The organism is Labrys sedimenti (assembly GCF_034424805.1).
Taxonomy (GTDB): domain Bacteria; phylum Pseudomonadota; class Alphaproteobacteria; order Rhizobiales; family Labraceae; genus Labrys; species Labrys sedimenti.
Genome location: NZ_JAXOUF010000009.1, coordinates 202,754 through 227,189 on the forward strand (window position 1 = coordinate 202,754; position 24,436 = coordinate 227,189).

Consider the following 24,436-nt stretch of genomic DNA (forward strand, 5'->3'; position numbering starts at 1 on the left):
GCGCGTAGGGCCTACGTCAGGCACCGCCGGCTTCGGTCTTCACCCAAGCCTCGCCGCAGGCCTTGGCGAGTTCGCGCACGCGCAGGATGTAGCTCTGGCGCTCCGTCACCGAGATGGCGCCGCGCGCGTCGAGCAGATTGAAGCGGTGGCTCGCCTTGATGCACTGGTCATAGGCGGGCAGAGCGAGCAGATGCCGGTTGCCCTTGTCGCCGGCGGCGAGCAGGGCCTTGCACTCCTTTTCGGCATCGATGAAGTGCTGCTTGAGCATCTCGATGTCGGCATGCTCGAAATTATGGCGCGAATATTCCTGCTCAGCCTGCAGGAAGACATCGCCATAGGTCACCTTCTCGGCGCCCTCGCGGCCGTTATAGTTGAGGTCGTAGACGTTCTCGACGCCCTGGACATACATGGCCAGGCGTTCGAGGCCATAGGTCAGCTCCCCGGAGACGGGATTGCATTCCTGGCCGGCAACCTGCTGGAAATAGGTGAACTGAGAGACTTCCATGCCGTCGCACCAGCACTCCCAGCCCAGGCCCCAGGCACCGAGCGTAGGGCTCTCCCAGTCGTCCTCGACGAAGCGAACGTCATGGACCAGGGGATCGAGCCCGATGGCGGCAAGCGAGCCGAGATAAAGGTCCTGCAGTTCCGGCGGCGAAGGCTTCAGGATGACCTGGAACTGGTAATAATGCTGCAGGCGGTTGGGGTTCTCGCCATAACGCCCGTCCTTGGGGCGGCGCGAAGGCTGCACATACGCCGCTTTCCAGGCCTTGGGGCCAAGCGAGCGCAAGGTGGTGGCGGGGTGGAAAGTACCGGCGCCCACTTCCATGTCGTAGGGCTGCAGCACGACACAGCCGCGATCGGCCCAATAGCGCTGAAGGGTCAGGATCAGGCCCTGGAAGGAGCGTTCAGGGCGCATATGGGCGGGGGTAGCGTCGGCCATGACGGTTCTCGAACTAGAGCATTTTCTTCAGAAAGCCGGCCGGCTTTTCGATCGAGAAGATGCGTTAAAACAAAAGAGACCGAGAAAATTGCGGTTCGGGGAAATCGCACTTTTCTTCAGCTGAGCCGTGCCGGAGAAACTGTTTCCGCCGGTACAGACCTGGGCCCGACCCTTAGAGCAAGATCGACACTGGGGAAACCTGTTTGTGCGGCGCGCGGCCTTGTGCCTGTCCGCACAGATGCCGGGGAGCTCTCATGAGACAAGGGACGCAACGGGACACCACAACCGATCCCGTCCAAACCAAAGCTCAGGAGAGTAACTATGTCCAGGCAATCCCTTCTTCTTCGTACCGGTCTCGTCGCAGCCCTCATCATGGGCTCGCTGGCCGGCTCCATTTCCACCTCCTTTGCCGCGAGCACCGGCCCGGGCTCCGCCAGCAGTGGCGGTAACGGCGGCGGCGGTGGCGGCAATCGCGGCTCCGGCCCGTCCAACCCGGGCGGTGGTGGTGGTGGCGGCGGTGGTGGTATGTCCGACCAGGCGCGCGTGATCATCACCAACCCGCCGCCTTGCCGTACCCATGCCTGCAATCCCCCACCGCATCGGGTGGCCCCGACTCCTGTAAAGGTCAAGTTCGCCGATCAGACGCGCTGCACCAATGTCTGGCGCCAAGTGGTGCTGGACGACGGCACCGTCCTCGAGGATCGGACGGTGCCGATGCGCAAGCATTGCCGGATCATTCGCAACTTCGATTGATCGAAGCCCTGCCAAAAAAAGCAGAAGCAGGTTCGCGAGAACCTGCTTCTTTGCATTTGGCGGATCTGCCTGAGGACCCGCGACCTGATTGGCCGTGCCGCTTTATTCGGGGCGATAGACGCCGCTGCGCGGGTCGCGACGCAGCTTGATGGCTTCCTGCCGCACGGGCTGGGGCTTGTAGAGTTCGTTGTTCACTCGCTCCCATTCGCGCTTGACCAGGCGCACGAGAACCACGGTCCCGACAAGGCTGGCGACGGCTAGAACGACAGGATGCATGGCAGGTCCTCTTCATTCATCATTTCGTAACTATAAACCGAAACGGGCACGAATTGCACGCCCTTCGAGTGCGGCAAGAATGCCTTCGGTTAATTGCTCGCTTTCGGCTGCCGAGAAACGCGCGCCGAGGCCGAGACGCCGGGCGAGCAGGCCGCGCGGTTCCGAGACGGTCTTGAAGCGCACCTTCTCGCCATAACGCGCGCGCATGGTGGACCTCACATCGCCCATGGCATCGGCAAGGCCGAGTTCGATGGCCCGCGGCGCGAGCCAGAACTCACCGGAGAACAATAGATCTTCCTCGCCCTTGAGCTTGCCGGCACGGCGTTCCCGGACAAGGGCGATGAACATGTCGTGGATCTCTCGCTGCAGCGCCGCCAGCCTTTCGACATCCTCGGGCTTTTCGGGGCGGAAGGGATCCAGCATCGTCTTGGAGCGCCCGGCCGTGTGAACGCGGCGCTCGACCCCGATTTTCTCGATCAGCTTGTCGAAGCCGAAGGAGGCGGAGACCACGCCGATGGAGCCCAGGATCGAAGCGGGGTCGGCAATGATCTCGTCGGCGGCGCAGGCGATCATGTAGCCCCCGGAGGCAGCGACATCCTCGACGAAGGCAAAGACCGGCAGCTTCTTCTCGGCGGCGAGGGCGCGGATGCGGCGCATGATCAGATGCGATTGCGCCGGTGAGCCACCCGGCGAATTGATCACCAGCGCGACCGCCTTGGCGCCTTTCATGGCGAAGGCACTGTCGATGAGCTTGTCGAGCTTGGCCATGTTCAGGCTGGCGCTGAAGCGCGAGCCGGTGCCGATGGTGCCGGAAAGCGGAAGGACGGCAACCACGGGTGCCGGGTGACGCCATTTCTTGGGCAACAACTGCCGGATCCGGGCGATACTTCGCTTCAAGGGATTGTCCGATTGCGGGATATCAGGTGTCGTCAACGCAGCTTCGCCTCTTCCTGTGCAGCAGGGACGGCTGTCCTCACGAGAAGGTGATGAACGCCTTTGCCGCATATAGGCATGAAATCCCGGCGGCACGATAGGTTGTGCCGTCGGCTGAATGCAGGATGAACAGGTCGATCAAGTCGCATTCAGCCGATGAAGGGATAGTGGAAGCGGGAAGGGACGAACGATAATCGCCGCTCCCCCGGAACCTTCACGGTTTCGGCAGTTCGTATCATAGTAAGCCGGCCCGTCGGGGTAGGGTCGAGCTTTCGCCGATTTGAATCGCAGGAGGAACGAATGTTTCGCAAACTCGCTCTGGCAGCCGCTCTGGCTTTCGGCATGGGGGGCGCTGCAATGACCGCGCAGTCGGCCCAGGCTGCAGTGATCCATCCCGCTGCCAATGCTGGCGTGATCCAGGCCATCGAACAGTCGGCTCCGTCACCGGATGCCGCACAGAAGGTCTATCACCGCGGCCGCCCGCATTATTATCGCCCGCACTATTACCGCCCGCATTGGCGTCCGCGTCCGGCGCGTTATTGCCGCTGGCAGCGCGTGCGCGTCCATACCTATTACGGCTGGCGCTGGGTGAACCGTCGCGTCTGCTGGCGCCGATGAAAATCGTCTCCGCTGCTTGACGATGGACACCCCCGAACCAAGTTCGGGGGTGTTTCTTCATCCGGGGCCGGCTGTCAGAACGCGTCGATGCCGAGCGCCCGCCAGGCTTCGGTCAATTGCAGGGAGATGGGCAGATTGAGATTTTCCCCCGTCGACGTGGGCTGGAGAAACCATCTGCGGTATGTCCTCACCAGCCTGCCCTGTTCGGCCATGGTTGCAAAGGCGCGCTTGACGGCCTCGGCCATCAGGGGATCGTCCTTGCGGAACATGATGCCATAGGCGTCATAGGTGATGAAATCGCCGACCACGGCCAAGGTCTTCTGGGCATGGTTGCGGGCGATGAAACCATAGAGCAGCACGTCGTCGGTGGCGAAGGCATCGGCCTTTCCGGCTACCAGCATGTCGTAGGACTGCTGATGATCGGGCGCCGAGGCGATGGTCATGCCGAGATGGTATTTGTCATTGAGTTGCTTCAGCGCCGCTTCGTTTGTGGTGCCGGCCGTCACCACCAAGGTCTTGCCCTGCAGGTCCTTGTAGGAGCGGATGCTCGAGCCGCGCTTGACCAGCAGCTTGGTGCCCGCGACATAGGTGACGGGCGAGAAGGAAACTTGCTTCTCGCGCTCGCGATTGGCCGTGGTCGAACCGCATTCGAGGTCGACTTCGCCCGAAGTCACCGCCGCGATGCGGGTGTCCGAGGTGACGAGCTTGTAGTCGATGCGAACCGGCTTGTCATGCAGCTCGCGCGAGATCTCATCCACCACGCCCCTGCAAAACTCGATGGCGTAGCCTTGCGGTTCGGCCTGTTCCGGCCGCTTGAAGGAGAAGGGGAAGGAAGCGTCGCGATAACCGATGGTGACGGCGCCGGTCTGGTTCGCCTTCAGCAGCGTGCCGGACAGCTCCAGGGGAAAGTATTCCTGCTTCGGCGCGGCTGTCAGGTCCTGCCCGATCATGTCCTCGGCCTTGGCGGGGGCGGTTGCCGCCAGAATGACGATGGCCGCTAGCGCGAAGAGCTTATGCAAGACTCTCTCCTGAAAAATCCGGACAGCGTAGGGGAGGGCGCCGCCACGCGAGAATGCTCGACGAAGGCCGGCGGCGGCACGAGCCGTGCCGCCGCCATTGGCTCAGGCGGGTGCCGCCGCAGGCGCCACTTCCGGCGCGTTGATATCGTCCTTTTCCGGCCCAAGGCCACCTTCGAACTTGGCGACGGCCGAGGCCGCCAGCGAGTTGCCGATCACATTGGTGGCGCTGCGGCCCATGTCGAGGAACTGGTCGATGCCGATGATCAAATAGAGGCCTGCATCGGGGATGTTGAACTGGTGCAGCGTCGCCAGGATCACCACCAGCGATGCCTTTGGCACGCCAGCCACGCCCTTGGACGTCAGCATCAGCGTGCCGGCGATAGCAAGCTGGGTGCCGAGCGAGAGTTCCATGCCATAGGCCTGGGCGACGAACAGGGTCGCGAAGGTCGTATAGGCCATGGTGCCGTCGAGGTTGAACGAATAGCCGAGCGGCAGCACGAAGCTGGCGATGCGCTTGGGGACGCCGAACCGCTCGAGCTGGTCGAGGATCTTGGGATAGGCGGCTTCCGAACTCGCCGTCGAGAAGGCGAGCAGGAAGGGTTCGCGCATGCGTCTGATCAGATTGCCCATGCGGGCACCGAGCAGGAAATAACCGATGGCGATCAAGAATCCCCACAGGATGAACAGTGTCAGGTAGAAGCCGCCGAGGAACTTGACGAAGTTCAAGAGCACGCCCGGGCCTGACGTGGTGATGACGGAGGCCACGGCCGCGCAGACGGCCAGCGGTGCCAGCGTCATCACATAGCCGGTGATGGTCAGCATCATGTGGGCGACATCATCGGCAAGGTGGACGAGGGGCTTGCCGCGCTCGCCCAGGGCCATGATGGCGACGCCCGCGAACAGCGAGAACACCACGATCTGCAGGATCTCGCCTTCGGCCATCGCCTTGAAGATCGAGGTGGGCACCAGATGTTCGATAAAATTCTTGAAGCTGAAGGAGGCTGTCGCGATGTTGGCCGTATTGCCGCTCTGGTCGGCGATGACGATGCCGTGGCCGGGCTGGATGAGATTGGCCATCACCAGGCCGAGCAGTAGCGACACGATCGAGGCCGAGATGAACCAGCCCATGGTCTTGGCGCCAACCCGCCCCAAGGTGGCCGCGTCGCCCATGTGGCCGATGCCGACGATCAGGGTCGAAAGCACCAGCGGGCCGATGATCATCTTGATCAGCTTCAGGAAGATCGTGCTGACGAGGGACATGTAATCGGCGAGCGTGGCCGCCGTCTTCTTGTCGGGGAAGGAGTAGAAACAGGCGATACCGATCGCGATGCCCAGCACGAGACCGATCATCACGTAGATGAAATTCCTATTCAAGTTGACCCCCCTCATTTGACCTAACGGTTGCATCTGGCGGGATGCAGACAAGCGAGATTCCCCTGGGCAAATCATCAGACAAACGGCGCTAGAGGGACGCGTATGCCAAAAGTTTGCAACAGATTTGTCATGTTATTGACATAGTTGCACTCCAGCCAGCGGCCCGAGTCAAGCCTTTTCAAAGCGCTTTTGCAGATGTCGACCGACACATTTCCTGCCGAATATTGACAGGCTGTTTTGCTTGAAAAACAGGAGCGTTCATTTTGGTCAACGCGAGGCAGGACCATACCGCCCGCGCGGAAGGCGCGCGGGAGACGAGTAGAGCTGATTTGTAATATCAGGAACCCAAAAGGCCGCCCGTCATTGCGAGCGAAGCGAAGCAATCCAGAGGCCGCAAACTCTGTGCCTTCAAGCTTCTGGGTTGCTTCGCCTCGCTCGCAATGACAGTGCGGGTAAATCAGACTTCATACGAGTTGGCCCAAGCTGGCGGCGACGGCTCATGCCAAGTCTTTGATTTGACCCTTCCTCCGATCGCAGGAAGGCCATGCTTTGACACGTCGGCATCTCCGAAACTTGGTATCAGCCGATACTCTCGCCCCCGTCGACAACCAGGGCCTGACCGGTCATGAAGGCGGAACGATCCGAGACCAGGAAAAGAATGGCCTCGGCGATCTCTTCGGCCGTCGCCCAGCGGCCCATTGGGATCTTTTCGCGCACATAGGCTTCGATGGCGGTGCGGCCGCCCATCTGGGCAATGAAGGGCTCGTTGAAGGGGGTGTCGACCCAGCCAGGGCAGAGGGCGTTCACCCGCACCTTATGCCGGGCATAGTCGAGCGCCATCTGGCGCGTCATCGCCACCACCGCGTGCTTGGAGGTGGCATAGGCGATCATTTCCCTGTCGTAGAACACGCCGGAATTGGATGCGGTGTTGAGGATGACGCCGCCGCCGGCCGCGATCATCGCCGGCATGGCGAGCCGCGCCGCCAGGAAATGGGCGCGGACATTGATGCGCCAGGACGCATCGAAGCCATCCGGGCTGACATCCGTCAGCGGCCCGCCGACTTGGATGCCGGCGTGATTGTGCAGGATGTCGATGCGGCCATGGCGTTCGAGCGTGGCGCGGATCAGGCGCTCCACAGCGGCGTCATCCGCCACGTCAGTGGTTACGGTCTCGGCGCGCCCGCCTTGCGCCTGGATCATGTCGGCCGTCGTTTGCCCGGCGGCGGCATCCCGGTCGGCGACGATCACGATGGCGCCCTCGCGCGCCATGGCAAGGGCGCCGGCCTGGCCGATGCCGGAGCCGGAGCCGGTGACGATGGCGATGCGGTTTTCCAGGATCATGGGGATTCACTCAACAAATGGTGGCGCGAGGCTCGCTATCGGCGCTTGCGCAGCAGGAACTGGGCGAGGAGCACCATCAGCACCGAGGCGACCAGCACCAGTGTGGCGATGGCGTTGATCTCGGGAGTCACGCCGCGGCGGATCGAGGCGAACACATAGATTGGCAGAGTGGTCTGGGGGCCGGCCACGAAGAAGGCGACGATGAAATCGTCGAAGGAGAAGGTGAAGGCCAGCAGCAAGCCGGCGAGAATGGCCGGGAAGATCTGGGGCAGCACGATGGAGCGGAAGGTGGTGAAGGGCGTGGCGTAGAGATCGCTCGAAGCTTCCACCAGGTCCCGGCTCAGGCTGCCGAGCCGGGCCCGCACGATCATGGTGACAAGTGCCATCGAGAACAGGCCGTGCGCGGCGATGATCGAACCATAGCCGAGGCCCAGCCGGGGCGGTGCGTCGCCGGGCCAGACCGCCGCGAGCAACGGGTTGGCGAAGGCGAAGACCTGTACCAGCGCCACCAGCGTCGCGATGCCGATGACCACGCCGGGCACCACGATGGCGGCGCCGAAAAGGGCATCGAAGACGAGGCGGGTCCGCGTTCCCACACGGGATAAGCCGAGGGCGGCGGCGGTGCCGAAAATCGCGGCCAGCAGGGCGCTGCTGGAGGCGACGAACAGGCTGTTGCGCAGCGCCTCGGTGAGGAAGGGGTTGGCGAGCGCCGTGCCGTACCACTTCGTCGAGAAGCCGACGATCTCGCTGGCATTGCGGCCGGCGTTGAAGGAAAACAGCACCAAAAGCCCGATGGGCAGATAGAGGAAGGCGAAGACGGCGGCGACGAAGGCTCTCATCAGATCAGGTCCACCTGCCGGGCGCCCGAGACGCGCGCGGTGATGCGGTTGGCGATCATGAGCACCACGACCGAGGCGACGACCAATGTCACGGCGATGGCCGAGCCGAACGGCCAGTTGCGCGACTGCAGGAAGAGGTCGACAAGGGCGTTGCCGATGAAGAACACCTTGCCGCCGCCGAGCAGGGTCGGGATTAGATATTCGCCGAGCAGCAGGATCATCACCAAGCTGAAGCCGGTCATCACGCCCGGCAGGGACAAGGGCAGCGTCACGCCGAAAAAGGTCGAGAACGGGGTGGCACCGAGGTCGGCCGAGGCTTCCAGCAGGCGGCGGTCGAGCCGTTCGAGGCTGACATAGATCGGCAGGATCATCAGCGGCAGGTAGCCATAGACGATGCCGACCAGCACCGAGCCCGGCGTATTGAGCAGCCTGACACCGGCAATGCCGACGAGGTCGAGCAGGGCCGGGATGCCGCGCGAGCCGAGGATGTACATCCAGGCGTAGGAGCGCATCAAAAGGCTGGTCCAGAACGGGATGACCACCAGCGCCAGGAGGATCAGCCGCCAGCGCGGCGCCGCCTTGATGGCGAGATAGTAGGCCACCGGATAGGCGACCAGCAGGCAGGCGAAGGCGCCGGCCGGCGCCAGGATCGCGGTGTTCCAGAAGGCCGCTGAGCGCGCGCCGAGATTGGCATATTGCGCGAGGGAGAGCGCAGCCTGGTAACCCCCTTCCGGCGCCCGTTCGCCGACGCTGAAGACGAGGACGGCGATGAAGGGCAGCACCAGGAAGACCACGAGCCAGACGCTCGCCGGGGCGAGCAGCAAGATGGTCACGAGCATGCGGCGGGCGCGGGAGGAGGCCACTGGATCGTTTCCGAGGGAAGGATGGAACTGCACTGGCGGAATAGGTTCTCAGCGTGAGGGATGCAGTCATTCCCGGCCGAGCCGCTCGCGAGCGAAGCGAGAGAGGGTGAGAGGAAGGGAATCCAGGGGCAAACACGGCACCCCCACCTGCGGTGGCGCCGGGAATGACGGAGCGACCTTCCCTCCAGCCATCCTGAGGGGGCCGGTCAGGCCGATTTGAAGCGGGCCATCAGCTCGGCGCGGCCCGGATCGGTCAGCGTCGCCGCGGCCCCGAACTCCAGCGGCTTCAGCAACTCTGCGGCCGGATAGAGAATGGGATTGGAGAGAAACTCCTTGGGCAGCAGGGCGTTGACGCGCGAATCCGTGCAGGGCGCGCCATTGGCGATGTGCTCCTTCACGGCATTTTCCGGCGTCATCAGATAGTTGAGCAGGGCATAGCCGGCGGGCTTGTTGGGCGCATCCTTGGGGATGGCGTAGAAATCGGTCCAGATCTCGCCGCCTTCCTTGCCGAGGATGTATTTGATGTGGGGCAGGTCGCGGTTGAGCTGCGCGCCGTCATTGGTCCAGCACATCGTCATCCAGGCATCGTTGGCGCGCATGGGCGGCTGGTAGTCCGAGGACACCGCATAGAGATGCGGCTTGGCCTTGATCAACAGTTCCTCGGCCTTGGCAAGCTCGTCCTGCTTCAGCGAATTGAAGGAATAGCCGAAATATTTCAGGGCGTTGCCGATGGTGGTGAGCTGGTAGTCGTGCACCATGGTGCGGTTGGAGCCCTCGGCCATGGCGGTGTCCCAGAAATCCTTCCAGCTCGACAGCGGCTTGGTGAGCTTCTGGGTGTTCACGGCAAAGCCGGTGGTGCCCCAATTCTTCGGAACGGCAAAGACCGTGCCGTCGATGGTGCCTTCGGCGGTGAAGCGGGCATCCTCGGTCGGGGCGCTATAGGCCGGCAGCTTGGCAAGATCGATGGCGTCGATCAGCCCGAGCTTCCTGTAGGTCGAAATGGTGTAGTTGGTCGGCACGAACAGGCTCCAGCCGGTGGCGCCGGCCTGCAGCTTGGCCAGCATCTCCTCGTTGGAGCCGAAGACGTTGACCTCGACGGCGACGCCCGTCGCCTTGGTGAAATTCACGAAGGTCTGCGGGTCGTGATAATTGGGCCAGGTGGCGATCGACATCTTGTCGCCGAGTTCGCCGGCGGCATAAGCGGGGGCAGGCAGTAGGCCGTTCTCACGGCCGAGGACGGCCATCGCCATGCCCAGGCCGGTCGCGCCGAGGAAGTGGCGGCGGCTGATTGAGCCCTTGCGGTAGCGCAGGAGGTGGTCAGCGAAGCCTTGGGCCGAGATCGGCAGGCCGTCGCGATAGGATTTCGACATGACTCATTTCCCTCTGATGGTGCCGCTTTGCGCGGTTTTTCGGATGGTTCAGGCGGCGAAGGCGAGTGGTGCTCCCGGTGCGAAACCGATCGAGACGCTGTCGCCGGGCCCTTTGAGGCCCGGACCGTGCGCCAGGTGGTCGGCGGCGACCAGGACCGTGCCGACGTCCTTGATGTCGATGGCATATTCGGCGGTCGAACCGAGAAAGATGCGGTTGTGTACGGTGCCCCGCAGGCTCGGTCCCTCACCGGCTTCCAGGCGCATGGCTTCGGGGCGGATGCTGACGCGTGCGGCCTGGCCGGGCCGGAGCGGGACATGGCTGCGGGCCTGGAGCGTGGTGCCGTCTGCCAGCACGATGCTGGCGGCCTTGCCATCGGCCGCTGTGACCTTGCCGTCGAGGAAATTGGATTTTCCGACGAAATCGGCGACGAAGAGATCGGCCGGATCGTCATAGATCTGGCTGGGCGCGCCGGTCTGGACGATATGGCCCTTGTTCATCACGCAGACGAGATCGCTCATCGAGAGCGCCTCTTCCTGGTCGTGGGTGACGAGCACGAAGGTGATGCCGAGGGACCTCTGCAGGTTCTGCAGTTCGAGTTGCATTTCGGTGCGCAGCTTCTTGTCGAGAGCGGCCAGAGGTTCGTCGAGCAGCAGCACGGCGGGCTTGTTGACCAGGGCCCGCGCCAGGGCGACGCGCTGCTGCTGGCCGCCGGAAAGCTCGTGGATGCGTCGGCGGCCATAGCCGGAGAGGCGCACCATGGCGAGCGCCTCGTCGACACGCCGGGCGATCTCCGAGCCAGCCAGGCGCGGGCGGGCCTGGCGCAGGCCGTAGGCGATGTTGTCGCCGACGCTCAGATGCGGAAACAGCGCATATTGCTGGAAGACCATGTTGACCGGGCGGCGATAGGGCGGCGTGCCGGCCATGTCCTGGCCGCGGATCATCACCTGGCCGCCGCTCGGCTGTTCGAAGCCGCCGATCATGCGCAGGCAGGTGGTCTTGCCGCAGCCAGAGGGGCCGAGCAACGCGACGAAGGCGCCGTTGGGGATGGCGAGATCGATGCCATGCACCGCCGTGACTTCGCCATAACGCTTGGCAACGGCGCGAAACTCGATATCGGGCGAGGTCGTATCGTTCATCCGCGCTGGTCCCCTCGGTCGATGCAAGCCGTTTCGTTCTGGCCGTTTCGTTCTTGCTTTTCGGCTCTTGTGCGAAAGGAAAGCTAGCAGAGCCTATTTCATCTCGTATATACCTACCAGGGGGTATATGCTGCATGTTTGTTCAGCACAGGGGGTAGAAATCGGCGGCTCCAGGCATAATTTGGCGGCATCCATGGCGCTGGCAGAGGCGATGAAAGCGGCTGGCCGCAGCGGTTCGGGGGACTTCGAGCGCGCCCTGCTGGCCTGGCTCGGTCTGCATGCGCGCTTCGATCACAGCGTGGTGTTCGCCTATCGCGGGTCGGCGCGGCCGCCGATGCTGTACGAGACCTTCTCGCCCGCCGAGAGCCATGTCTTCGTCGCCCTCTACCAGGACGGCGCCTATCTGCTCGATCCCTTCCATCGGGCCGCGATCGGGGGATGCGAGGGCTTCCGCCGCATGCGCGAGCTGGCACCCGACCGCTTCTATACCAGCGAGTATTTCCGCTCCTATTACAGCCAGACGGGGTTGGCCGAGGAAGTCGGCTTCTTCGTGCAGCTCCCGGAGCAGACCTCGGTGGTCTGGTCCCTGATGCGCCTGGCCGCCTCCGGCCCGTTCGGCACTGCGGAGGTACGCGGCCTGCGCGACCTGACCCCGATCGTCCTCGCGCTCTGCGCCCAGCATTGGCGCGACCTGCCGGAGTTCGGCGAGGCCGGCAGCCGGGTCACGACATTGCCGTTGCCGGGCAGCGACCTCGACCGGGCCCGGCTCTGGGCCAGCCAGTCGCTGACGGCGCGGGAGGGGGAAATCGTCAATCTGGTGCTGCAGGGACATTCGTCGGATTCGATCAGCCGCCTGCTGCATATTTCGACGGGCACGGTGAAGGTGCATCGCCGCAACATCCGCCACAAGCTCGGCATCCATTCCCAGGCCGGCCTGTTCGCCCGTTTTCTCTCGCTCCTGAACGAGACGGGCTAGAAAAATGGCGATTCGAAGAGACGCTATTTTTCTCTAGCTCTTTGTTTTGACGTGTTTTCTCAGTCGGAAAGCCTATCAGTTTAATTGCTCACCGGGGTGCTGCCCCGAAAGGCAGTGAGTGAGCAATTGCCTATCGACGTTTCTGGAAAGTGCTTCCGGCGCCAGGCCGGTCCTGCCAGTCGATTGCCGCTTCGCCGCGATGCAGGGCGTCCGCCTCGTCGGTGAAGCCACCGTCCTCATCATGCAGGATCAGCGGCGGCAGCAGGAGGAAGGGCGCACGCGAGCCCTTGACGGCACGAATGAGCAGGCGGACGGCCGGCAGGCCGATGCGCGCCTGGACGGGCTTGACCCGAATGTCGCCGAAGCGGCGGTCGAGGCCTGCCAGCAGCCGGGGCAGGGCGTCGGCCCTGTGGATGAGGGCGAGGCTGCCCTTGGCGCGCAGCAGGGCGAGGGCACAGAGGATCCAGGCTTCCTCGTCGGCCTGGCCGTGCACATGCGCGCCGGCGCGATAGGCGTCGGGCGCCGGGCGAATCGTGCCGGGAAGGTGGAAGGGCGGATTCATGATGACGTGATCGGCTGTGCCGGGCAGCAGCGCGTTCCCCTTCGCCGGCCTTTGCGTGACGTCGGCCTCCAGCGTGGTCACCCGCTCTGCAAGGCCGTTGCGTGCTGCATTCCCGGCCGCCAGCGCTGCAATGGCCGGATCGATCTCGACCAGGACGAGGCGGCATTGCGGACAACGGACGGCAAGGCCGAGGCCGGCGGCGCCGATCCCCGCTCCAAGGTCGTAGACGGTTTCTCCCGCAGAGGGTGAGAGGCAGGCCGAAAGCAGAGCCGCATCGGTTCCGACACGATGACCACTGGCAGGCTGGGCGATTTCAAGCCGGTTACCCAGAAAGGCCGAGAGCGTGGTTCCGGTCTTGGTCCCAGTCGCGGGTTTGGTCACGGCGTGCGCAGCTCCTTGCCGAGGCCTGCTTCGGTCAGCCGCTGGCGTGCCAGCACGCTCTGGTCGATATCAACAAGGATGCGGCGCTGGATCATGCCGAGCGAACCTTCTAGCACGCTCATATGGGTGTCGAGCACGAGATGGACGACGCCCGCCTCGGTCAGCAAGGCCTCGATATAGGAGATCAGCACGGGATCATTGGTACGAACGATTTCTTCCATGCCGCAATCGTTGCGATTATCGCAACAATTGCAACGAGCTTGTTGGCGCGACAACAGCAAGCTTGTATGCGGGGCTGCGCATTTCTATGGTGCCGGCAAAACGGAGTGCATGTATTGGGCGTCGTTGTCGCATTCGAGGACAAATCCGGGTCACAAGGCTCGCTTCAGCCGATCGTCGACCTGACCAAGGCGGATATGGCCCGGGTCAACACCACCATCCTGTCGCGGACGGGATCGGAGGTGACGATGATTCCGGAAGTCGCCAACCATCTGATCTCCTCCGGAGGCAAGCGCCTGCGCCCGATTCTGACTCTGGCGACCGCGCAACTCGCGCGCTACCAGGGCGACGGCCATGTCAAGCTCGCAGCCTCGGTAGAGTTCATGCATACGGCCACGCTTTTGCACGACGACGTCGTCGACGAGAGCGACATGCGGCGTGGCAAGCCGGCCGCCCGCATGCTGTGGGGCAATGAGGCGAGCGTGCTGGTCGGCGATTTCCTGCTCGGCCAGGCTTTCAAGATGATGGTGGAAGTCGGCTCGCTCAAGGCGCTCGATATCCTCTCGACCGCTGCGACCGTCATCGCCGAAGGCGAAGTGGCCCAGCTCGCCGCCGCCAAGAACACCGCGACCACCGAAGACGAATATCTGGCGGTGATTCGCGGAAAGACCGCGGAGCTCTTTGCGGCCGCCTGCGAAGTCGGCCCGGTCCTGGCCGAGCGGCCCAAGGATGAGCAGGCCGCCTGCCGGTCCTTCGGCATGAATCTCGGCATCGCCTTCCAGCTCGTCGACGATGCGCTGGATTATGGTGGCTCGGACGCCAAGCTCGGCAAGAATGTCGGCGACGACTTCCGCGAGGGCAAGATCACCCTGCCGGTGGTGCTGGCCTTCCGGCGTGGCAATGAGGCCGAGCGCGATTTCTGGCGCCGGACGCTGGAACGCGGCGAGATCGCGGAGGCCGATCTCGAGCACGCCATCGGCCTGATGCGCCGCCACAAGACGCTGGAGGATACCATCGAGCGCGCCCGTCACTATGGCGCGATGGCCAAGGATGCCCTGGCGCTGTTCGCCGACAGCCCGATGAAATCAGCCCTCGTGGAGGTGGTGGAGTTCTGTATCGGTCGCGCTCACTGAGCTCTGGCCGGCCCCTTTCTGGCCAAATGCGGAGCCCCACAGGCGTATCTAGGCGGACGGTCCGAGGCCGTCCAGGGAAGCAAGCCGATGGCTGACCTCTTCGACGTTTCCGTTCCGGTTTTCCTGCGCTATCTTACCAATCTCGACGCGATCCTCGACAAGACGGCCGAGCATCTCCAGCTCCAGGGTACGGAGCAGGCGGAGGTCCTCAACCTCGCTCTGCAGCCGAACATGTTTCCCTTGAAGTGGCAGGTTCGCATCGCGCTCGGCTTCTCCATCCGGGCCATCAATCCGGTTCTGCAGCAGCCGATCATGCTCGATGACGGACCGATCGAATCGATCGACGACATTCGGCTCCTGCTGGGAAACACCATTGCCCGGCTCAAGAACGTCTCGCGGCGTGATTTTGCCGGCGGGGAAGCCAGGCTGGTGCGCGAAAAGGCCGGCCAGGCCGTGTTCGAAGCCAAAGCCATGGACTTCGTCACCCAATATGCCCTGCCGAACTTCTTCTTTCATCTCGGCATGGCCTATTCGCTGCTGCGCCTCGCCGGCTGCCCGATCGGCAAGGGCGATTTCGACGGCTTTCATCAATATGAAGCCGGCGTCAATCTGATGGCGGAGGCGCAGCCGCAGCCACAGCCGCCGATGCAGCGGCTGCCTGGTTGAAGCAGAGGCGGCAGGCTCCGGAGCCGCCAAAACTCTTCGTCAAAGTGCGGTGATCAGCTTTCGGAGCAAGCCATTGAGGCTCTCCTGCTCCGCCTGCGTCAGCACCGACAGCAGCCGTTCCTCATTGGCGACATGGCGGGCGATGGTCTCGTCGATCACGGCCTTGCCTGCCTCGGTGAGGGCGATCAGCTTGCCGCGGCGGTCGTTGGGATCGGGACGCCGTTCGACCAGGCCGGCGTGCTCCAACCTGTCGAGGCGATTGGTCATGCCGCCCGAGGATATCATCGCCGCTTCGTAGAGCCGCGTCGGCGAAAGCATGTAAGGCTCGCCCGAACGCCTCAGCGTGGCCAGCACGTCGAACTCACCCGGCTGCAGGCCTGCGGCGGCGAAGAGCGGGTTCATATGGTCGCGCAGCACACGCTCGGACGCGTCGGACAGGCGGCCGAACACCGCCATCGGCAAAGAGGGGAGGTCGGGTCGCTCGCGGGCCCATTGTTCGACGGCGGTATCGGCACGGTCCATCGGCAGACTCTCTCGACATAAAGTATCTTGACATTAAGATACTTTATGTCTACTAACATCATAGCGAGATAATAAGGCAACTCGCCCATTCGGTGAAGGAGGAAGTGATGGCCAAGATGATTTTCTTGAATCTGCCGGTGCGCGATCTTGCCGCCGCGACTGCATTCTATGTCGCCCTGGGCGGCGAGGTGAACCCGCAATTTTCCGACGAGCAGACCAAGTCGGTGATGCTCTCCGATGCGATCGTGGTGATGCTGCTTACCCATGAGCGCTATGGCCAGTTCACCAAGCGTCCGATCGGCGATGCGCGCCAATGGAGCCAGGCGCTGATTGCGCTCAATGTCGATACCCGCGATGCGGTGGACGCCACGCTGGCCCGCACGACGCAGGCGGGCGGAAAGGCCGATCCCAATCCGGCGCAGGATCACGGCTTCATGGTCAGCCGCAGCGTCGAGGATCCCGACGGCAATGTCTGGGAGATCGTGTGGATGGACCCCGCGGCGATGGCGCAGCAGGGCTGAGGCCCACGCGGTGCATTCCGGCATCGCCGAGCCTGGAGGAACCTTGTCGTTGCCGGCTTCGACCCGGCAATCCAGCCCGGGACGGGTTAGGTAGGCGGTTTCTGGATAGCCGGGTCAAGCCCGGCTCCGACAAGACAGAGCTGTTCTCCGTTTGGAGAACAGCTGGACCCAAGGCGCGCCGATAATTCAGGGCGCGTCCTGGGCCTGCCCGGCGCGGCCTGCCAGAAGGCGCGTTCCGGTTGCGAGGATGATCGCGACCACGATCAGGAACGCCGCGGTGCCGAAGGTCGCCTGCATGCCGAAGGTGACGGCCTCCGGGGCGGCTTTGGCGATATCGCCCGTTCCCGAGGCGAAGCGGAAGATGGCGCCCATGGCCGAGGCCCCGGTTATCAGCCCGAGATTGCGCGACAGGTTGATGAGGCCCGATGTCACGCCCCGCCGGTCTGCCGGGATGACGGCCATCACCGCGGTATTGTTGGCGGCCTGGAAGAGCTGGTAGCCCGGGGTCAGCACGACGATGCCGGCAATGTAGCCGGCGACGCCGAATGCCGGGCCTGCCGTGGACAGGAGGACGGCTCCGATCGCCATCTCGGTGAGACCGATCAGGATCAGGCGCGGTGCGCCCAGGCGGTCGACGATACGGCCGGCAAAGACCCCGCTCACGATGGAAATCACAGGCCCGACCGCCATCACCATGCCGATCACAGCCTCGTCGAGTGCAAAGACGCGGGACAGGTAGAAGGGCCCGACGACGAAGGTCGTCATCATCACCGTCGCGACGAGGGCGCTCGTGGCTAGGTTGACGCTCAGCCCCTCACCACGAAAGGCTGCCAGCTGGATCAAAGGCGAGCGGATGCGTGCCTCCACCAGCAGGAAGAGGCCGCTTCCGATGACGGTGGCCAGGATGAGGCCCGTGCCGATCCAGCCGGGTGCGCCGCGCCCTGTCGTCATGGCCAGGGCATAGGCGGCGAGCGTTGCGGCCAGCAGCAGCGTGCCGACGCTGTCGAAGCCCGAGCGCCCATTCCGGGATTTCGCGCAATCGACCGGAAGAAAACGGCCGGCGAGATAGAAGGCCAGCAGGCCTAAGGGGATGTTGAGGAGGAAGATGCTTCGCCAGCCGAAGGCGGAAATCATGAAGCCGCCGAGCGATGGCCCCAGGGCGGTGCCGATGGCAGACATCGTGCCGAGCAGCCCCATGGCGCTGCCGGTCCTTTCCCTAGGAATCGCCTCGCCGACGATGGCCATGCCGAGTGCTGCCATGATGGCGGCGCCGAGGCCCTGGGCGGCGCGCGCTGCCACCAGCAGCACGAATGTCGGTGCGATCGCGCAGCAGGCCGAAGCCAGCGTGAACAGAACGAGCCCCGACAGCAGCAGCCTTCGCCGCCCGATGATGTCTCCCAGGCGCCCGGCGCTGACGACCAAAGTGGTCATGGCCAGCAGATAGGCCAGAACGATCCACTGCACCTGTTCGAATGAAGCCGAGAAGGCTGAGGCCAAGGTCGGCAGGGCGACATTGGCGATGCTTGTGCCCAGGGACGACAGCAGGATGCAGAGGGCAAGGCAGGCGAGGGCCCCGTGGACCGTGGGCATGGCCCGTTCATGCATCCGATCATCGTCTCGTGTGGCTGACTTCGGCATGGGGTGCGTTTTTCCGTCGGTTCAAAGGGGGATCCACCGAAGATAGGCCCATGCCCAAGATGGCGGAACACGCACCATTTGCACTTCATTCGTGCATGATACGCCATACCAAGACCGCCGGCGGATGCTATGATCGGCCCATGTCGCTGCCCGATTTCAATCTCCTCATCACCCTCGACGTCCTGCTGGCCGAAGGCAGTGTCGCCCGGGCCGCCCGTCGGTTGCGGCTTAGCCCGTCGGCGATGAGCCGCGCCCTGGCCCGCTTGCGCGAGACGACCGGCGATCCTCTGCTCGTGCGCGCCGGCCGCGGCCTCGTGGCGACGCCGCGGGCCCTGGAACTGCGCGAACGCGTCGGCCCGCTCGTCCAGGCCGTCGAAAGCGTTCTTCGTCCCGTGGAAGCGCTCGACCTGAAAAAGCTCACGAGAACTTTCACTCTTCGCAACAGGGACGGTTTCGTCGAGAATTTCGGACCTGATCTCATTGCCCATGTCCGCGAACAGGCGCCGGGGGTCACACTGCGCTTCGTGCCGAAAATCGACAAGGAGAGCACGCCCCTGCGGGACGGCAGCGTGGATCTGGAGACGGGAGTCGTCGGCGATTCGATGGGGCCGGAAGTGCGCGCGCAAGCCCTATTCCGCGATCGTTTCGTCGGCGTGGTCAGGATGGGCCATCCCCTGAGCGAGGGGTCGATCACGCCGGCCCGCTATGCGCAGGCAAGCCATATTCTGATTTCTCGCCGGGCCCTCTATCGGGGCCCAGCCGACGGCAGGCTCGAAGCGCTCGGGCTCGAGCCGGACATCGCGACGATCGTCGGCGGTTTTGCCGAAGCCCTGGCCCTGGCCCGTGCGACCGATCTGGTCGCCACCGTGCCGGAGCGTTCCACCGGCCGCCTGCGCGCCGGCATGTTCAGCTTCCCGTTGCCGTTTCCCCTGGCGGAGATCACAATCTCGCTGCTCTGGCACCCGCGGCTCGACGCCGACCCGGCCCATCGCTGGTTGAGGGACTGTGTCCGCAAGGTCTGCATCGAGCAACTGGCCGCTTAGGTCGGTCCGCGGTTCCAGGAGGGGGATATCCTAGGGCGCCATCGCCGGCTTCAGCCCGGACAGCAGCTTGGCCAGGCCGGGATCGTCGACGATGATGGAAGCATCGCCGAGGCCCATCCATTGCACGCGGCGCTCGGCCTGTTCCTTCCAGGCCGGCAGCATGCCGGTGACGCGCAGGGGATAGACATTGACCTTGATCAGCTCGAAGCGATCGGTCAGGCGTTTCCAGTAGACGAAGGAGCCGAGCGCCTTCTTGCGCGGCTTGCCTGTTACCCCGGCTTCCTGCTCGGCCTCGATGCGCGCGGCGACATGATCCTTACGCCCCTTGATGGGCCAGCCCTTCGGCACGGTCCAGCGATGGGTGGTGCGGGTGGTCACCAGGCAGACCTCGATGCGGCCGTCCTTTTCGCGAAGCGGTAAGGCAGCCACCTGACGGCGCGTCGGATTGGGCAAGATGTCGATGGCGGTACGCGACATGGTACTCTCACGCTTTTCAGTGGAGCAAAGGCTCCTACGCGACTGACTTGCCGATATCTTTGCCCAAGTGCCGCTATGCCGCCGTGACATGGCGCACGCGCCGGGCAGAGGCCGGTGGCGGTATTGGGGAGCGGGTCTTCAGACTCGCCCTTTTCAAGGTGTTGAGGTCTGAAGTCCGGATGGCGTGGTGCGACCCCTCATCCGCCCCTTCGGGGCACCTCTAGTCAACTCAAGAGAGTTGACGACACCCGCAGGGGGAGAAGGCGATTGACGGGCGCGGCGCCTTCCAAAATGATTCCCTTCTCCCCTTGCGGGAGAAGGTGCCGGTAGGCGGATGAGGGGCGGCACCGCTCTATCCCAGCCTTTTCCCGGTTTGTTCGAAAGACCTTGAATGGGGGGCCTCAGACCCGCCCCCAAGATATCACTCCTCCGCCGGCAGCACCTGCTTGCGTTTGCCGAGCAGAGCGAGGATCGCGGCTCCCTTCACGGCCAGGGCCAGCACCAGCGTGATCACGATGATCAGGAAGGCAGCCGCGGCGATGGCCGGGCTGATATTCTCTCGCAAGGAAGAAAACATCTGCCGTGCCAGCGTGGTCTGGTTGGGGCCGGCGACAAAGAGGGTGATCACCACCTCGTCGAGCGAGGTGGCGAAGGCGAAGGCCGCTCCGGTGAGGATGCCGGGCAGAGCGAGCGGGAAGGTCACGGCCCGGAACACGGTGCCGGGCGAGGCGCCGAGGCTGGCCGCCGCCCGCTCCAGCGCCGGATCGATGCTGGCGAGCGAGCCGGAGACGTTGACCAGCACGAAGGGTACGCACAAGACGGCATGGGCGATGATCACGCCCGCATAGGAGGAGGCGAGGCCGAGTCTTGCATAGAGGATCTGCATGCCGACGCCGAGCACCACGGCCGGCACCACCATGGGAAGCAGGAAGATCGAGCGCAGTACGCCCGAGAACGGCACCAAATTGCGCCTGAGGCCGAGGGCGGCGAGCGTACCGACCACGGTGGAGAGCACCGTCGCGCCCGAGCCCACGATCATCGAGTTGACGATCGAGCGCTGCCACGCGTCGCTGGTGGCGAGCGTGTCGAACCAGCGCGTCGAGGGGCCCGTCATCGGGTAGGTCAGGAACACGCTGTCGGTGAAGGCCAGCGGCAGGATCGCCGCCAGCGGAATGACCAGGAACGCCACGACCAGTGCGCCGAAGGCAAGGCGCAGTGCGGTGAAGGAGCTCTTGCCCAATCCCGTCATGTCTGCACCATCGGCGTGCGCGAGAGCCGTCCATAGACGAGATAGAGCACCGTGGTCGGCACCAGGAGGAAGATGCCGAGCGCGCCGGCCATGCCCCAATTGGCGGTGCCGGTGGCATAGAAGGCGATCACCGAGGAGATCATCTGCTCGTTCGGGCCACCGACCAGGGCCGGGGTGATGTAGTAGCCGAGCGCCACCATGAAGACGAGGAGCGAGCCCGAGAGCACGCCCGGCATGGCCAGTGGCAGGAGGACGTGCCGCATGGCCCGCAGGGGCGGGGCGCCGAGCGAGGCCGCCGCCGGCATCAGATTGCGCGGGATGGCGACGAGGCTGGCATAGATCGGCAGCACCATGAAGGGCAGCAGCACATGCGTCATGGCGATGAGGATGCCGGTGCGGTTGTAGATCAGCGGCAGCGAGGCATCGATCAGGCCGAGCGCCTTCAGCGTCTGGTTGATCAGGCCGTTCTCCTGCAGGAGGATCATCCAGGCGGCGGTGCGCACCAGCAGCGAGGTCCACAGCGGCAGCAGCACGGCGAGCAGCAGGAGATTGCGCTTCCAGCCGGTGACGCTGGCCGCCAGCATGGCGAAGGGCAGGCCGATGGCGACGCAGAGCAGCGTGACCTGCAAGGCGATCATGAAGGTGCGCAGCATGATCATGCGGTTCACCGCCATGTCATCAGGGACATTGGCGATGCTGCCGTCGTCGGCGCGCTTGAGGTCGACCGCTGCCAGCAGGTTGGCGTCGGTATAGGCCGGCATCGAGCGCTTCAGCGCCAGCCAGAAGGCAGGCTGGTTCCAGCGCGGGTCAATGCCGGCGAGAGGCGGCGGGCTGTTCTCCGGCGCGTTGCGCACGGCTGTCGCCGTCTTGGGCAGCAAGGTGCGGAAGCCCGCTTGCTGGCTGTTGAGGGCGCGCACGGCATCGCCGAACTGTTCCTGCGGGATCACCGTCCGAAGGTCCTTGGCGAGGGCGGCCTGGACCTCGGCGGGCGGCAGGCCTTCGCCCTTCCAGCCGGCGATCGCCTCGGCCGTGAGCGGGAAGGCGTGGCGCACGGTGCCGCCCTGCACGGAGGTGACGATCATCATGCCGAGCGGCCACAGGAAGAAGATGCCGAGAAAGGCGATCAGGGGCAGCACCAGGAGGGCGGCCTTGAGCCGCGAGGCCGCCTTCATGGCAGGACCAGCGTGCAATCGTCGGGTGCGAAGCCGACATGGGCGTCGGAGCCGATGGGCCGGCTTGCCTCGCGCCTGTCGGCCTTGGCCACCAGGCGGCGTTCGCCGCTCTTGAGGTGCAGGCGGACGTGATCGCCGTGATAGACGTCGTCCTCGACGCGAACAGGCAGCGTGTTGGCCAGGGCCGGCGCATCGCTCAGATGCAGCCTTTCGGGCCGCACGGAAACCAGAACCGGCGCGCTCGGCTGGGGCGAAAGCTCGGTGCGGCAGGAAACGGTCGGTCCCAAGGCGAGCTCGACGGTCGCCATGCCGTCCGAGCAGGATTTCAGGGTGCCGTCGAGCAGATTGGTCTCGCCGATGAACTCGGCGACGAAGCGCGTGCGCGGACGGTCATAGAGCCCGGACGGCGTGTCGAGCTGCTCGATCTTGCCGAGATTGAGCACGGCAACCCGGTCCGACATGGTCAGGGCCTCGCCCTGGTCATGGGTGACGAAGATCACGGTGAGGCCGAGCTTGCGATGCAGCTCGCGGATCTCGAGCTGCATGTGCTCGCGCAGCTGCTTGTCGAGCGCGCTGAGCGGCTCGTCCATCAGCACCACCTTGGGCTCGTAGACGAGCGCGCGCGAGAGTGCGATGCGCTGCTGCTGGCCGCCCGAGAGCTGGGAGGGCTTGCGGTCCTTGAGATGGCCGAGACGAACAAGATCGAGGGCCTTGGCGACCCTGGCATCGCGCTCGGCCCGGCCTATGCCGCGCATCTTGAGCGGGAAGGCGACGTTTTCGGCAATGGTCATGTGCGGGAACAGGGCATAGTTCTGGAAGACCACGCCCATGTTGCGCTTGTAGGAGGGCAGGTTCTCCACGCGCGTGCCGTCGACGAGCAGGGCACCGCTGCTGGGCGCCTCGAAGCCGGCCAGCATCATCAGGAGCGTGGTCTTGCCTGACCCGGAGGGGCCAAGCAGGCTGACGAACTCGCCTTGCCCGACATGGAAGTCGAGATTGTCGACGACCTTCATCGTGCCGAAGGATTTGCTGACACCGTCGAAGTGAATGAACGAGTCCATCGGATCCGAAAAGCTCCTTCCAGGCGCGGCGGCCTTTGGGAAGTTGAATGAGCGATGTCCGCAGGGACATCGAGAACGGCCCTGCCGACATGAACGCAGTCTTCTCATGCCCGGGCTTGACCCGGGCATCCAGTGCCTCAGCTTTGAAAGCGGTCCTGGATTGCCGGGTCAAGCCCGGCAATGACAAAGATTGGTGCCCGGGAGCAGGTGCATGCCGGGGAAAGGACGGCTTTACTGCCCCAGCCAGGCGTTGAAGCGCTTGGTCAGATCCTCGATGTTGTCGTTCCAGAATTCGGTGTCGATGGAGACCGAATCCGTCATGTTGGCCGGGGAGGTCGGCAGGTCGACGGCAAGGTCGGCCGGTACCGCGGCGGCGGCAGCCTTGCTCGGCAGGCCGTAGGCGATGTCCTGCGGCAGCTTGGACTGGTTCTCCGGCTGGCTGGCGAAGGCGATGAAATCCATCGCCGCATCCTTGTTCGGGCTGCCCTTGAGGATGACCCAGCTGTCGACCGCGTAGATCGAGCCCGGCCACACGCCCTTGAAATGCGTGCCCTCTGTCTTGTTGATGCCGGTGATGCGGCCATTATAGGCCGAGGTCATCACCACCTGGCCCGACTTCAGGAGCTGGAGCGGCTGTGCGCCCGATTCCCACCAGACCATGTCGCCCTTGATCTCGCCTAGCTTCTTGAAGGCACGGTCGACGCCCTCGGGCGTGCGCAACACCGTGTAGACGTCCTTGGGGGCGACGCCATCGGCCATCAGCGCGAATTCGAGGGCGTATTTCGGACCGCGGCGCAGCGCGCGCTTGCCCGGGAACTTCTTGGTGTCCCAGAAATCGGCCCAGGATTTCGGGGCTTCCTTCAATTTGTCGCTGTCATAGGCGAGCTGCGTCGACCAGACGATGGCGCCGACGCCGCAATCGCTGACGGCGCTGTCGATGAACTTGTCCTTGCCGCCGAGCTTGTTCCAGTCGAGCGGCTCGTAGATGCCGTCGGCGCAGCCGATCGCCAGTTCCTCGGCTTCGACCTGCACGGCGTCCCAATTGGGCGTGCCGGCCTTGACCTTGGCCTGCAGCACGCCGATGCCGCCGTCCCAGGCCTCGTCGAGCACCGGTTTGCCGGTCTTCTCGGAGAAGGGCTTGAAGTAGATCTTGCGCTGGGCGTCCTGGTAGTTTCCGCCCCAGGATACGACGGTCAGGTCGCGCGCCGAGGCGCTGGCGACGCCGGCCAGGGCGGTGCCCAAGGCAATGCCGGAGGCAAGAAGGAGGTGTCTGAAACGCATTGCGGTCTTCCCCACTGGTTCGGTCTCTGGTGTGTGTCGCGGTGTCTCTTTCTTGAGGAAAGGACCCGTCTC

26 protein-coding genes are annotated in these 24,436 nt (G+C 64.3%); 7 read left to right on the plus strand and 19 right to left on the minus strand.

What is annotated here, in order from left to right:
• Positions 1–16: 16 nt before the first annotated feature.
• The gene (locus tag U1R88_RS23585; protein ID WP_322433450.1) at positions 17–940 is read right to left on the minus strand and encodes a glycine--tRNA ligase subunit alpha; all 924 of its coding nucleotides are present in this window, start codon (positions 938–940) and stop codon (positions 17–19) included.
• Positions 941–1,261: 321 nt separating this feature from the next.
• Here U1R88_RS23585 and U1R88_RS23590 point away from each other — a divergent pair, with 321 nt between their 5' ends.
• The gene (locus tag U1R88_RS23590; RefSeq protein ID WP_322433451.1) at positions 1,262–1,693 is read left to right on the plus strand and encodes a hypothetical protein; all 432 of its coding nucleotides are present in this window, start codon (positions 1,262–1,264) and stop codon (positions 1,691–1,693) included.
• 102 nt (positions 1,694–1,795) lie between these two features.
• Here the strand turns inward: U1R88_RS23590 and U1R88_RS23595 are convergent, their stop codons facing one another.
• Together U1R88_RS23595 and U1R88_RS23600 are read right to left on the minus strand one after the other, a co-directional pair.
• Positions 1,796–1,969 carry a hypothetical protein gene (locus U1R88_RS23595; RefSeq protein WP_322433452.1) on the minus strand — a complete coding sequence of 58 codons (174 nt, stop codon included), beginning with the start codon at positions 1,967–1,969 and terminating at the stop codon, positions 1,796–1,798.
• 30 nt (positions 1,970–1,999) lie between these two features.
• Complete coding sequence (locus U1R88_RS23600; protein ID WP_322433453.1) at positions 2,000–2,866, minus strand: S49 family peptidase; 867 nt, start codon at positions 2,864–2,866, stop codon at positions 2,000–2,002.
• 336 nt (positions 2,867–3,202) lie between these two features.
• Here U1R88_RS23600 and U1R88_RS23605 point away from each other — a divergent pair, with 336 nt between their 5' ends.
• Positions 3,203–3,520: a hypothetical protein gene (locus U1R88_RS23605; RefSeq protein WP_068291771.1), complete on the plus strand. Its 318-nt coding sequence runs from the start codon at positions 3,203–3,205 to the stop codon at positions 3,518–3,520.
• A 74-nt stretch (positions 3,521–3,594) separates the two neighbouring features.
• Here the strand turns inward: U1R88_RS23605 and U1R88_RS23610 are convergent, their stop codons facing one another.
• The 7 genes from U1R88_RS23610 to U1R88_RS23640 form a co-directional block, all read right to left on the minus strand.
• On the minus strand, positions 3,595–4,539 hold the full coding sequence (locus U1R88_RS23610) for an amino acid ABC transporter substrate-binding protein (protein WP_322433454.1): 945 nt from the start codon (positions 4,537–4,539) through the stop codon (positions 3,595–3,597).
• A gap of 102 nt (positions 4,540–4,641) precedes the next feature.
• The gene (locus U1R88_RS23615; RefSeq protein ID WP_068291778.1) at positions 4,642–5,928 is read right to left on the minus strand and encodes a dicarboxylate/amino acid:cation symporter; all 1,287 of its coding nucleotides are present in this window, start codon (positions 5,926–5,928) and stop codon (positions 4,642–4,644) included.
• A gap of 564 nt (positions 5,929–6,492) precedes the next feature.
• Positions 6,493–7,254 carry an SDR family NAD(P)-dependent oxidoreductase gene (locus tag U1R88_RS23620; protein WP_322433456.1) on the minus strand — a complete coding sequence of 254 codons (762 nt, stop codon included), beginning with the start codon at positions 7,252–7,254 and terminating at the stop codon, positions 6,493–6,495.
• A 35-nt stretch (positions 7,255–7,289) separates the two neighbouring features.
• Positions 7,290–8,093 (minus strand): ABC transporter permease, encoded by an 804-nt coding sequence (locus U1R88_RS23625; RefSeq protein ID WP_322433457.1) that lies wholly within the window; start codon positions 8,091–8,093, stop codon positions 7,290–7,292.
• Entirely contained in the window at positions 8,093–8,932 is an 840-nt protein-coding gene (locus U1R88_RS23630) for an ABC transporter permease (RefSeq protein WP_322433483.1), read from the minus strand. Before U1R88_RS23630 ends, U1R88_RS23625 begins: the two co-directional genes overlap by 1 nt.
• Positions 8,933–9,162: 230 nt before the next feature.
• Positions 9,163–10,326, minus strand: a complete 1,164-nt coding sequence (locus U1R88_RS23635; protein ID WP_322433458.1) for an ABC transporter substrate-binding protein — start codon at positions 10,324–10,326, stop codon at positions 9,163–9,165.
• Between the two features lie 48 nt (positions 10,327–10,374).
• On the minus strand, positions 10,375–11,463 hold the full coding sequence (locus U1R88_RS23640) for an ABC transporter ATP-binding protein (protein WP_322433459.1): 1,089 nt from the start codon (positions 11,461–11,463) through the stop codon (positions 10,375–10,377).
• Between the two features lie 193 nt (positions 11,464–11,656).
• Between U1R88_RS23640 and U1R88_RS23645 the strand changes: the two genes are divergently transcribed.
• Positions 11,657–12,439: a helix-turn-helix transcriptional regulator gene (locus U1R88_RS23645; RefSeq protein WP_322433460.1), complete on the plus strand. Its 783-nt coding sequence runs from the start codon at positions 11,657–11,659 to the stop codon at positions 12,437–12,439.
• Between the two features lie 130 nt (positions 12,440–12,569).
• Here the strand turns inward: U1R88_RS23645 and U1R88_RS23650 are convergent, their stop codons facing one another.
• Together U1R88_RS23650 and U1R88_RS23655 are read right to left on the minus strand one after the other, a co-directional pair.
• The gene (locus tag U1R88_RS23650) at positions 12,570–13,382 is read right to left on the minus strand and encodes a tRNA1(Val) (adenine(37)-N6)-methyltransferase (RefSeq protein WP_322433461.1); all 813 of its coding nucleotides are present in this window, start codon (positions 13,380–13,382) and stop codon (positions 12,570–12,572) included.
• Entirely contained in the window at positions 13,379–13,603 is a 225-nt protein-coding gene (locus tag U1R88_RS23655; protein WP_322433462.1) for a putative signal transducing protein, read from the minus strand. Before U1R88_RS23655 ends, U1R88_RS23650 begins: the two co-directional genes overlap by 4 nt.
• Positions 13,604–13,717: 114 nt before the next feature.
• Here U1R88_RS23655 and U1R88_RS23660 point away from each other — a divergent pair, with 114 nt between their 5' ends.
• Together U1R88_RS23660 and U1R88_RS23665 are read left to right on the plus strand one after the other, a co-directional pair.
• A complete protein-coding gene (locus U1R88_RS23660) occupies positions 13,718–14,734 on the plus strand; it encodes a polyprenyl synthetase family protein (RefSeq protein ID WP_068291801.1) in 1,017 nt (338 codons plus the stop codon).
• Between the two features lie 87 nt (positions 14,735–14,821).
• On the plus strand, positions 14,822–15,400 hold the full coding sequence (locus U1R88_RS23665; RefSeq protein ID WP_322433463.1) for a DUF1993 domain-containing protein: 579 nt from the start codon (positions 14,822–14,824) through the stop codon (positions 15,398–15,400).
• A gap of 39 nt (positions 15,401–15,439) precedes the next feature.
• Here the strand turns inward: U1R88_RS23665 and U1R88_RS23670 are convergent, their stop codons facing one another.
• On the minus strand, positions 15,440–15,922 hold the full coding sequence (locus U1R88_RS23670) for a MarR family winged helix-turn-helix transcriptional regulator (protein ID WP_068291810.1): 483 nt from the start codon (positions 15,920–15,922) through the stop codon (positions 15,440–15,442).
• A 107-nt stretch (positions 15,923–16,029) separates the two neighbouring features.
• Between U1R88_RS23670 and U1R88_RS23675 the strand changes: the two genes are divergently transcribed.
• Positions 16,030–16,443, plus strand: a complete 414-nt coding sequence (locus tag U1R88_RS23675; protein WP_068291812.1) for a VOC family protein — start codon at positions 16,030–16,032, stop codon at positions 16,441–16,443.
• Positions 16,444–16,629: 186 nt separating this feature from the next.
• Here the strand turns inward: U1R88_RS23675 and U1R88_RS23680 are convergent, their stop codons facing one another.
• A complete protein-coding gene (locus tag U1R88_RS23680; RefSeq protein WP_322433464.1) occupies positions 16,630–18,033 on the minus strand; it encodes an MFS transporter in 1,404 nt (467 codons plus the stop codon).
• A gap of 188 nt (positions 18,034–18,221) precedes the next feature.
• Between U1R88_RS23680 and U1R88_RS23685 the strand changes: the two genes are divergently transcribed.
• On the plus strand, positions 18,222–19,124 hold the full coding sequence (locus tag U1R88_RS23685) for a LysR family transcriptional regulator (protein WP_322433465.1): 903 nt from the start codon (positions 18,222–18,224) through the stop codon (positions 19,122–19,124).
• Between the two features lie 30 nt (positions 19,125–19,154).
• On the opposite strand, the gene U1R88_RS23690 is transcribed toward U1R88_RS23685, so the two are convergent.
• The 5 genes from U1R88_RS23690 to U1R88_RS23710 all read right to left on the minus strand — a co-directional run bounded on the left by U1R88_RS23690 (position 19,155) and on the right by U1R88_RS23710 (position 24,364).
• Positions 19,155–19,601 carry an NUDIX hydrolase gene (locus U1R88_RS23690; RefSeq protein WP_322433466.1) on the minus strand — a complete coding sequence of 149 codons (447 nt, stop codon included), beginning with the start codon at positions 19,599–19,601 and terminating at the stop codon, positions 19,155–19,157.
• 421 nt (positions 19,602–20,022) lie between these two features.
• Complete coding sequence (locus U1R88_RS23695) at positions 20,023–20,850, minus strand: ABC transporter permease (protein ID WP_322433467.1); 828 nt, start codon at positions 20,848–20,850, stop codon at positions 20,023–20,025.
• Complete coding sequence (locus U1R88_RS23700) at positions 20,847–22,022, minus strand: ABC transporter permease (protein ID WP_322433468.1); 1,176 nt, start codon at positions 22,020–22,022, stop codon at positions 20,847–20,849. The genes U1R88_RS23695 and U1R88_RS23700 overlap by 4 nt, the downstream gene beginning before the upstream one ends.
• The gene (locus U1R88_RS23705) at positions 22,019–23,083 is read right to left on the minus strand and encodes an ABC transporter ATP-binding protein (RefSeq protein ID WP_322433469.1); all 1,065 of its coding nucleotides are present in this window, start codon (positions 23,081–23,083) and stop codon (positions 22,019–22,021) included. The genes U1R88_RS23700 and U1R88_RS23705 overlap by 4 nt, the downstream gene beginning before the upstream one ends.
• Positions 23,084–23,314: 231 nt before the next feature.
• Positions 23,315–24,364, minus strand: a complete 1,050-nt coding sequence (locus U1R88_RS23710) for an ABC transporter substrate-binding protein (protein ID WP_322433470.1) — start codon at positions 24,362–24,364, stop codon at positions 23,315–23,317.
• Positions 24,365–24,436 lie beyond the last annotated feature (72 nt).